The organism is Anaerovorax odorimutans (assembly GCF_024459955.1).
GTDB classification, from domain to species: Bacteria; Bacillota; Clostridia; order Peptostreptococcales; family Anaerovoracaceae; genus Hominibacterium; species Hominibacterium odorimutans_A.
Genome location: NZ_JANFXK010000246.1, coordinates 1 through 222, shown reverse-complemented (window position 1 = coordinate 222; position 222 = coordinate 1). Strand labels below are relative to the sequence as shown.

Annotated in this window: 1 protein-coding gene; it reads right to left on the bottom strand. The window is 46.8% G+C overall.

All coding sequences use genetic code 11. From position 1 onward, the window contains the following. Positions 1-71: 71 nt before the first annotated feature. Positions 72-212 carry an iron dependent repressor, metal binding and dimerization domain protein gene (locus NE619_RS19430; protein WP_256133941.1) on the bottom strand — a complete coding sequence of 47 codons (141 nt, stop codon included), beginning with the start codon at positions 210-212 and terminating at the stop codon, positions 72-74. Between the last annotated feature and the right edge of the window lie 10 nt (positions 213-222).

Here is a 222-nt window from a genome sequence, read left to right as displayed (position 1 = left end):
GAAGATAGTATGCTTTTATAAACGTCATCCTAGCAGCAATCCCGACAAATTTATAAGATTTCTTTACAGTGCTATTTCAATACATCGAAGGTTTCATCGCTGATGTCGTGTTCGATCTTGCAGGCGTCCGTACGGGCGGTGCTCTCACTGACCCCCAGAAGGGTGAGGATCTTAATCAGCGTATTGTGCCGCTCATAGATGGAGTCGGCGATCGTTTTCCCC